The organism is Pseudonocardia abyssalis (genome assembly GCF_019263705.2).
Lineage (GTDB): Bacteria > Actinomycetota > Actinomycetes > Mycobacteriales > Pseudonocardiaceae > Pseudonocardia > Pseudonocardia abyssalis.
In genome coordinates this window covers 684,655-694,306 of the sequence record NZ_JADQDK010000001.1, presented here as the reverse complement: position 1 = coordinate 694,306, position 9,652 = coordinate 684,655, and the positions used below count along the sequence as shown (strand labels likewise).

General features: G+C 66.6%; 6 protein-coding genes. 4 read left to right on the top strand and 2 right to left on the bottom strand.

Annotation, left to right across the window (positions count from 1 at the left end; all coding sequences use genetic code 11):
- Positions 1–33: 33 nt before the first annotated feature.
- On the bottom strand, positions 34–1,476 hold the full coding sequence (locus tag I4I81_RS03370; RefSeq protein WP_218606016.1) for a relaxase/mobilization nuclease domain-containing protein: 1,443 nt from the start codon (positions 1,474–1,476) through the stop codon (positions 34–36).
- Positions 1,473–1,760 carry a hypothetical protein gene (locus I4I81_RS03365; RefSeq protein WP_218606015.1) on the bottom strand — a complete coding sequence of 96 codons (288 nt, stop codon included), beginning with the start codon at positions 1,758–1,760 and terminating at the stop codon, positions 1,473–1,475. Before I4I81_RS03365 ends, I4I81_RS03370 begins: the two co-directional genes overlap by 4 nt.
- 529 nt (positions 1,761–2,289) lie before the next feature.
- Between I4I81_RS03365 and I4I81_RS03360 the strand changes: the two genes are divergently transcribed.
- The 4 genes from I4I81_RS03360 (at position 2,290) to I4I81_RS03345 (ending at position 9,572) form a co-directional block, all read left to right on the top strand.
- Positions 2,290–3,555, top strand: coding sequence for an IS256 family transposase (locus tag I4I81_RS03360; RefSeq protein WP_218606459.1), 1,266 nt, complete (start codon positions 2,290–2,292; stop codon positions 3,553–3,555).
- 318 nt (positions 3,556–3,873) lie between these two features.
- The gene (locus I4I81_RS03355) at positions 3,874–5,241 is read left to right on the top strand and encodes an IS4 family transposase (RefSeq protein ID WP_226363566.1); all 1,368 of its coding nucleotides are present in this window, start codon (positions 3,874–3,876) and stop codon (positions 5,239–5,241) included.
- Positions 5,242–5,693: 452 nt separating this feature from the next.
- Positions 5,694–7,082, top strand: a complete 1,389-nt coding sequence (locus tag I4I81_RS03350) for a DUF4297 domain-containing protein (RefSeq protein ID WP_218605548.1) — start codon at positions 5,694–5,696, stop codon at positions 7,080–7,082.
- Between the two features lie 549 nt (positions 7,083–7,631).
- Entirely contained in the window at positions 7,632–9,572 is a 1,941-nt protein-coding gene (locus I4I81_RS03345) for an AAA family ATPase (RefSeq protein ID WP_218605549.1), read from the top strand.
- Positions 9,573–9,652: the final 80 nt, after the last annotated feature.

The following is a 9,652-nucleotide window of genomic DNA, read 5'->3' as shown; positions in this document are numbered from 1 at the left end:
ATCGGCTCGCGAAGACCCGACCCGGCGGCCGGATCAACCGCGCGGCATCGTGGAGGATCGCCGCGCCGCGCGGTCGAGGCGTGGTTCGACGCGTGGTCGACGCGCTGCGAATCCGTGGTCGACCGGGTCAGCGTCACCTGCACCCGGGGTGGTGCGGTTCGCCGCCCACCCGTCCAGTGTGTCCGCCGCCCTACAGGCCGCGGCCGCCTGGTGTGGCCGGCCGCCATCCTCTTGCCAGGCGGCGATCTCACGAACGAGCGCCGAAAGCGCCACGACCAGAGCAACCGCGGCCGCCCCCGGCTCGTCACGGACGCCGAGCATCCGGCGCTGCCGCACGAGCTGGCGCGCCACCCGCCGCAACCCGGCCGCCCGCGCACCCTCCCGGCTGCGCGCGCCCCGCGGTGGGCGCGCGGCACGATCAAAGGTCTCGGCCGCTGCGCCCAGCTCGTCGGACCAGAGACCGACGGCCGACAACACCGGGAACGTAGCCTGGGCGATGCCCTGCGCGTCGACCTCAGCCCCGCCCCGCCGGACCGAGCCGACCACCGCGCGGGCGGCATCGACGCGCCGTCGCGCGGCATGCAGCGGGGCCGCCACATCCGAACCCCGCCCCGCCGACTCCCACGCGCGCAGCAGCCGCGGCAACGACAGGTCGGCTGCCAACTTGCTGCCGCTGTAGAACACCGGCTCGCCGGAGGCGCTGACGTCCCCGGGCCGGGCGATCTTGTAGCCCAGCGGGTCACCGGACGGTGCTCGTCGCACCTCGACGAGGTAACCGGTAGCGCGCAGGGCGGCTAGGAACCCGACGAGACCCTCGGCCCCCACCGCCGCCGTACGGACCGCCCTGGTCAGCTCGAGCCGTGCGGGCAACCGCCCCTGCCGGCTGGCCTTCTCGATCTCTCCCCGCTGCGGAGCCTTCGCCGCCGTCCCGTCCGCGGGCGCCGTCACGGTCAGCCCCAACCGCCGCTCGACCCCACGCGCCGCCTCCCGAAGCCGCGGATAGTCGTGCGCGGGCCAGATGCGCCGGCCCGTGTCCTGCCGCACCAGCACCACCGCGATGTGAATGTGATCATCGGCATGCCGGATGGCCACCCACCGAGGCCCACCCGCGTCATCCCGCGCCGCCACGCCGGCACCGTCGAGCAGATCTCGCGCGACCTCTGCCCACTCGGCGTCTGACAGCACCCGGTCACCGCCCGCCACGCGCGCCGAGCAGTGCCACACGTACCCGCGCTTGCCCTCGTCGTCATGCTCGGGCAAGCCGGCGGCCACCGCAGGCGCGCGTAGCGCTCGGATCAGCGGTCCGAGATTTCGGTCGAACTCGCCGTCGCCCACCTGCGGTGGCTGCCACGCGGCGTCCCGCCCGTCCCAGCTCGCCACGACCCGCGGCCGCACGTGCTCCTGCGCGCGACCCCGCCCCATCAGGTAGGCGATCAGACCGCCAACCTTCCACCCGCGCACCACCTTCGTGATCATCGACGTGATCGGTCGCTCGCGGCGACGACCGCGTCGATGGCGGCGTCAAGCCGCACAAGCATCTCCGCGACGTCCTCAGGCCGGGTGCAGGAGGACCTCGCGGCGCGCTCGATCGCGACCACATCCGCGTGCAGCCGCACCAGATCCAGCAGACCGACCGAGTTGTCTGCACCGCGCGTCGCGACGCCGAGCACCGACTCACCGATCCACGCACCCACGGCCAGACCTGCCACCGCCGCACGGTCGCGGACCAGGACCAGCTCCGCATCGGAGAACCGCACCACGACCTGACGCCGCCGACGACTCTCGGCCCGCAGCCGACGACGCGCCGATCCAGGACCATCCCCAACGCGCTCCATGGCCGCCGATGGCACCATCCGGGCGCTACGGCAGCGTGGTCACCGGCGCGACCGGCACACTCACATGCGGAATCGAGCCCGCTCGATCTGCAGTGCACACCGCTTGGCGCTTTGCGCGGAAGCGCCGACCAAGGAACGCCCCCGTTCCGCGGTGACCACGCATCGACCACGCCGCCGAAGACTCGCAAGGACGATATCTCGCTGCGCCGTCCCCCGTGGGTTCAGCCTGATTGAACTGTCGTCAGAACGACCGACGACTGTCGGTCGTGTCCACGTCCGGTTCGATCAGACCGCCCGGTCGCAGAACAGCATGGGCGCCCGAGGCTGGCGGCTGCGCCGCCTTACTGTCGAGCGGGGGACCGCGCGGGGCCCTTCGATCGGTCGCTCGGGGACTGTCCGACGAACGGTGTAACTGGTCCGACACGCCGAGCGCAGCTCGGGGGAAGGACCAGCAATGACCGAGACGATCGAGGGTGTGCCGGATCGGATTGATCAGCAACAGCTCGCCCAGCAGTTGGTGGAGGCGGCCCGGGCCGAGGGGGTGGAGCTCGTCGGCCCGGGCGGTCTGCTCACCGGGTTGACCAAGACCGTGCTCGAGACCGCCCTGGAGGCGGAGATGACCGAGCACCTGGGCTATGACCGCCACGACCGGGCCGGGCAGGAGAACCCCAACTCCCGTAACGGGACTCGCGTCAAGACGGTGCTGACCGAGATCGGGCCGGTGCAGATCGAGGTGCCCCGTGACCGCGACGCCAGCTTCGACCCGGTCATCGTGCGCAAGCGCCAACGCCGTCTGGACGGGATCGACGAGATCGTGTTGTCGCTGACCGCGCGCGGTCTGACCACCGGTGAGGTGGCGGCGCATTTCGACGAGGTCTACGGCGCGAAGGTCTCCAAGGACACGATCTCCCGGATCACCGACAAGGTCCTCGAGGAGATGGGCGAATGGGCCCAGCGCCCGCTCGATGCGGTCTATCCGGTGCTGTTCATCGACGCCATCCACATCAAGGTCCGCGACGGCCAAGTCACCAACCGGCCCTTCTACGTCGTCATCGGCGTCACCGTGGACGGGCACCGCGACATCCTCGGGATCTGGGCCGGCGACGGCGGCGAGGGCGCCAAGTACTGGCTCCACGTCCTGACCGAGATCAAGAACCGCGGCGTCGCCGACGCCTGCATCGTGGTCTGCGACGGGTTGAAGGGCCTGCCGGAGTCGATCACCACCGTCTGGCCACAGGCGCTGGTCCAGGCCTGTGTGCTGCACCTGATCCGCAACACCTTCCGCTACGCCAGCCGCCGCTACTGGGAACAGATGGCCCGGGACCTGCGCCCGGTCTACACCGCGCCCACCGAGGCGGCCGCGAAGGCGCGGTTCGACGAGTTCACCGCGACCTGGGGCGGGCAGTACCCGGCGATCATCGCGTTGTGGCGCAACGCCTGGTCGGAGTTCGTGCCGTTCCTCGACTACGACGTCGAGATCCGGAAGGTCATCTGCAGTACGAACGCGATCGAGTCGATCAACGCCCGCTACCGGCGCGCGGTCAAGGCCCGCGGGCACTTCCCGACCGAGCAGGCCGCGCTGAAGTGCCTCTACCTGGTCACCCGATCGCTGGACCCGACCGGGAAAGGCCGGGCCCGGTGGGCGATGCGCTGGAAGCCGGCGCTCAACGCCTTCGCGATCACCTTCGCCGGACGTATCGTCCCCAGCAACGGAAACTAGCCATCATGACCGGTTACACCGTTCATCTGACACTCCCGTCGCTCGCGCAGGGCGCGGGCGATGTCTGCGTAGGTGATCGCGGTCGACGAGCTCAGGTTTCAACAGCGCGGCCAGCTGCAGCGGGTCGGCGGAATGCGAGCGCTTAGTGCCAAAGCCGTTCAGTTAGCGGTCGCGGCTGCTGGTCAAGGATCTTGTTGCGGCGTGTCGTTGCCGGAGATGGGAGCGGAGCTCCGGTAGGAGAGGGCGTCCTCCAAGACAGCCTCGACACCACCGGGAGCTCCGCTGAGCGCGAATTCTGTCATCACCCGGGTCGTCACCGTGGCCGGTGGGTGTTTCGCTCCTGGTCATCTGGGCGAGTTGACCCGGATTGTGCCCTTCGAGATGGTCGATGCCGCGTTGGTCGAGACCCACAGCGTGCAGCGGCGGCTGCGGTTGTTGCCCTCGCGGGTGGTGGTCTACCTCCTGCTCGCGGCCGGGTTGTTCACCGAGATCGGCTGGTCACAGGTCTGGGCGCGGCTGTGCACGGGCCTGGACGGGCTGGGGGTGGCCACCCCGAGCGCGAGCGCGTTGGCCGCCGCCCGAGCCCGGGTGGGGGTGGCGCCGTTGCGGGTGCTGTTCGACCTGCTGCGCGGCGCCGAGACCGGCTGTGTGCAGATCGGCGCCGCCCGCGCCGCCCGCCCGGGAGTGTTCTGGCGGGGCCGGTTGGTCACCGCGGTGGACGGCACCATCCTGTGCTGCCCGGACACCCCGGCGAACCTGACCGAGTTCAGCAAGGGCGGCAGCTCGCACGGCACCACCACCGGCTATCCGATGGTGCGGGTTCTGGCGCTGGTGGCGTGCGGCACCCGCACGATCATCGACGCGGTGTTCGGCACCGACCGGGTCGGTGAACTCGGCTACGCCCCACAGCTGCTCGCATCGACCCGGGCCGGGATGATCGTGCTCGCCGACCGCAACTTCGCCGCCGCCGACTGGATCACCGCACTGGCCGCGACCGGCGCGGACGTGCTGGTCCGGGTCAAGAACCACCGCCGACTCCCGATCTGCCGCACGCTGGCCGACGGGTCGTCGGTGTCCCGGATCGGCCGGGTCGAGGTCCGAGTGGTCACCGCCAAGGTCACGATCACCACCAGCGACAGCGCCCGGACCGAGACCTACCGGCTGGTCACCACCGTGCTCGACCCCGACGTGCCCGCGGTCGAGATCGTCGGGCTCTACCACGAACGCTGGGAGATCGAGACCTGCTTCGCCGAGCTCAAGTCCACCAGCCTGGGCGGGCGGGTCCTGCGCTCACGCACCCCGACCGGGGTCGCCCAGGAGATCTACGCCCTGCTGATCACCTACCAGGTGCTGCGGATCGCGATCAGCGACACCACTCTGCACCGAGCCGACGTCGATCCCGACCGCGGTAGCTTCACCGTCGCCCGCCACGCCGCCCGTGACCAGCTCATCGCCGCCGCCGGCATCATCGCCGACACCGTGCTCGACCTCGTCGGCACGATCGGCCGCCACGTCCTGGACCAGCTCCTGCCCGCCCGCCGAGTCCGAACCAACCCGCGCGTGGTCAAACGCGCGATCTCCAAGTACGTCGCCAGCACCGCCAAAGGCCGCCACCGCGGCCCCAGCCGCCCCGCGCTGATCACCATCGAGATAGAACCGATCTTGACAGCCCAGCCACCGGACTAACTGAACGGCTTTGCGCTTAGTGCAGGACGCGATCGGCACGAATCTGCTCGAGTTGGACACCCGCGAAGCAGCAGGAGCCAGCTCAAGGTTGTAGTCGCTGGCTGGTGCGATGTCGGTCGCGCTGACCTGAGAGGGCAGGACGTGGGGAGTGCGGCCAGGCGCGCTGCCGAGGCTGCAGCCAGTCGAGCCGCGCGCGGTGCGCGAACTCGCCGAGCCGTTGAGGGCAGCCGGCCAGGATGATGTGTCGGACGCCGAGGTCTACGACGTCGAGGGTCAGCTCGCGGATGGCTGCGGCGCGGGCGGCGTGCACCGCGGTCAGGGCGACGACCCGCCTCTGCGCGGGGGTGCCCCCTGCAGCCGCCGTCCGCGCCCGAGGCTGTAGCAGATCTTGCGCCAGAAGCGATAACACTGTTGGCTTGGTCGGTCACACAGGGTTAGAAGCAGGGAGGCGCATGGATACGGCTGCAGAGGTTGTTGCAGCCGTCCCAGCTGGTGACGATGCGGGTGCGCGCACTGCCGATCTCTACGACTGGCAGGCCGCCATGGCAGCAGTCGACGGTTTGCGGATGTACGTCGATGCCCTGGACCACGAAGGTCAATTACGGCCGAACGCGGCAGGTCAGGTGATCTGCGAGCACCACGAGGACTGGACGTTGGTGCGGCAGCCCGACGCGGAGCTGGTCTCGTGCAAGCATCGTGAGCTTTCGTCCGGTGCGTGGACCACGATCCCGATGCTGGTGGACAAGGGTGGTCTCGCGCACTTGTTCGGTCGCTGGCTCGCGCTGGATGAGAAGCCAAATGTGCGGCTGGTGACCTGCGCTGGCCTTGCCGCAGGGCTCCCGCGCAAACTTGCTACCGCCACGAATCTCCTCAGAGACGAAGACACTGGCCGCAGCCTTGACGCAGCTGCCCTGGCTGCGATCGAGGAGATCACGGCTCTCTTCGCTCGGGAGCTTCTATTTCATCGCGACGGCCTGCCGAAAGAGTGGCAGGCGCCCGCAGATGCCAAGGCAAAGACCTATGTGGTGCTCGATGATCATATTGTGAAGGCGCGGCGGTTCCTCGCCCAGCTTGTCATCGAGGCACCTCGCCCTAACCGTGATGTCATCGCGCATGCGGCGCCAACCATGTTCGCCGGTCCAGCTGTGCAGAAGATCGGCGCCCCAGAGGACGCTTGCTCAGCCGTGTGGGAAGCGGTACTGCAGCTGTTTCGGGCACGGATGCGCGCCCGCGGGCCAAGAGAGTATGGCGACCTTCCCGTCGTCTTCGCCGCGTCTCCGGGCTCCGACAGTGCAACATCGGAAGCTGCGACCAAGGGCGCGCTCGAGGGCCGGATCGTCGACCTTAACGATATTGATATCGCCATCCGCGTCGCCCTGCGCAATCCCCGGGGCTACATGCCACTCTCCGTCCCCGCCCAGCACACCAGGCTTAGTGTCAAGATGGCTCGCGGAGGATGCTCGGAGACTAGCATTGCTCGGGCAGAACAGTTGCGGACCGCCTTCAAACGGTATCGACGCGAACGTGACACCAGTGCGCCCGGCGCCATCGCCGAACAGCGAAACCTAGAACGCCACTTGATGCGCATCGCGGACGATGCGACGCACATCGCGCGGGCCCCCACAGGCACTTGGGGTACCCCGCTGTGGCACTCCCTGACACAACTGCTCAACGATGCTTCTACTGCGGAGTGGCTCGACGGACTAGATGACGACCTCGCGCTCGGAGGGATCTGCGACCTTACCGCGCAATGCCAGATTTGGTTTAGCCCGTACTTCGATGTCAAGGCGGAAATGAAGCGTCTACGCGGCGAACGGGTGGACAGCCGTGACATCGCCTAGCCGCGCCGAGGTACTCGAAGTTGTGCGCGATGATCTTGCATACCATCAAATGCGCGTATTGCTGCTGGTCGCAGCAGTTGCTGCGAGCGACGGTCACAGCCGAAAGCTCGATGGCCTGACCAAGTTGGCCAAGCTGGACTTTCTTGTGCGATACCCCTCCCAGGCGCCACGGGTTCTCGATGATCTCGACGCCACAGACGGGCGCCTCCACATTCCAATGGACGCCGACGCCACCGACGTTGAGGCGCCTATGACCCGGTACAAGTACGGACCTTGGGACGATCGATATTACCCCGTCATCGGCGCCCTCGTGGGACGTGGCCTACTTCGATACTCAAAAGGGCGGCGCGGAAGCGTTGCCCTGGCACCCACACCGGCTGGCCGGCGACTCGCCGAAAGTCTCGGCCGCTCGGAGGCGTGGCACGAAATCAGCGATCGATGTGACGCCATCGCACAGGCATCTGGCGGCCTTACAGGAAACGCCCTGAAGGATCTCATCTACCGCCACCTGCCCGAGCTCATGGACCGCCCCCAACGGCAGGTAATTTGATGACTACGCGCTTCCGTATCGACGTCGTGCGCCTCGACACCACGCAAGGGGATGTCACCTACCGATTCCCGTCTCCCCTCACCGTGCTGGCCGGGCCTGTAGGAGTCGGCAAGAGCACCCTCTTTGAACTGATCAAGTTCGCAGTCGGCGGGAACGCTGAACTCACTCCTGTAGTTGACCAGTACGTCCGCGACGTCGAGGTACACCTCACGGTGGGACAGGAACGGTACGGCCTTACCCGCAGCCTCGATTCCACCAAGCGCAACACCATCCGCGTCACCGACCTCATCACTCGAGAACGCCTCCCCGACCGGTTCGTCTCCCGCGAACCCATGTTGAGCACGCTGCTTCTTGAAGCGCTGGGCTTACCGACTGATATGCGTGCGGCGGCGCGCACGAGACCGACGACCAACGCTGGCGACCGGATCTCGTTCGCTGACATCTTCACCTTCATGTACGTGCGCCAGGCCGATATTAACCGGGATATCGCGTCCAGCCAGGAAAACTACCGAGAGCCCAAACGCAGGTCGGTGTTCGAGGTGCTGTTCAGGATTACCGACGCGGCCATCCTCAAGACCCGATCTGAAATCGCCGAACACAACGCCGAGCTACTTAAAGCCGAGAACAACTACGAGGTCGTACTACAGTTTCTCCGCGACAGCAACACAGCCAACCGCATCGACGCCGAAAACGCCCACGCCACAGCAGTTGAGGCGGAGGCCGCGGCAGATACACGGCTACGCGAGTTGCGCGAGTCGCTTGCCCCCGTTGAGGACCGCGCGACACAGACACTGCGTGATCTATTGAGCGAAGCCGAACGAACCACCAATGATGCCCGCCAAACGGCCGTCGTGTTAGCGCAGCAGCAAATTGACTACACTAAGGAACGCCGCCGGATTGTTCAAGAACTAGATCGACTCGGACGGCTCAAAGACGCCGGCGAGCGCCTCGCTGATTTCGAGTTCAAGGTCTGCCCACGGTGCATGCAAGACGTTGGTAGGCGCCACGCAGATACCGACCTATGCCGCCTCTGCCTTCAGCCCGATCCCTTAGAGGCTCAAGTCTCGCCAGAGGGTGCGGCCAGCTACAGCTACGAGCAACGTCAACTCACTGAGCAGCTTGATGAGCTCGACGACCAGGTCGCTGCAAGCGCTGACCGGCTGGTCGAAGTGCAACGCGTCGTCGAGCACCGACAATCGTTGATCTCCCAATTGACATCCGACCTCAGCCTCAGAACCAGGGATAGAATCACACCTCAGCTGCAAGTATTCAACGATGTGACCCAGGATTTAATGGAAGCGCGCGCTCGCCAATTAGCGCTCGAGGGTGTCCTACGGCAATGGGATCGAGCGGACGACCTCGGAAGTGCCTCCGACCGGATCAGGTCCGAAATCGAGCGCCTACGCGCGTCCCTGCAAAGGGATGAAGAACGACTTGACGATCGCAAGACAGAGATCTTCAATGAACTCGATGCAGAGTTCTCCGCAACAGTCGCAGCAATGGGCGTGCCGGGAATCGAGCAGGCACGTATGGACCGCAACACCTACCTGCCTCTTTTGAACGGAACGCCTTACAAGAGGGTAAGTCCTGCTGGAGGTATTCGAACAGCGACCCAAGTCGCTTACTGGCTGACTCTCATGACGGTTGCATTGCGTCGACGCGACACCGAGTACCCTGCGTTCTTACTCATCGACAGCCCCCGGACGTCACTAAATGACGACCAACTGGCAGCAGCCCTCTATCGACGCATCGTCACAAGAGTCGCGGCGGCAGAGGATCGACTGCAAATCATCATGGGCGACAACGAGCTGCCCAGCACCTACCGGCGCCAGTACGAACAGATCGACTTCACCTACGACAACCCGACAATTGGCACAGTTGCCCATCCCGGTCCCGCAGTTGAAACCCTCACGCCGGACGAGGTCGAAGATGTGGATTAGCTTCGCCGGAGCCGACCCTCTTGGTGCTCACAGCAGGTTTACGAGCCGGGGGAAACATCAACAGGACGCGCGATGATCAC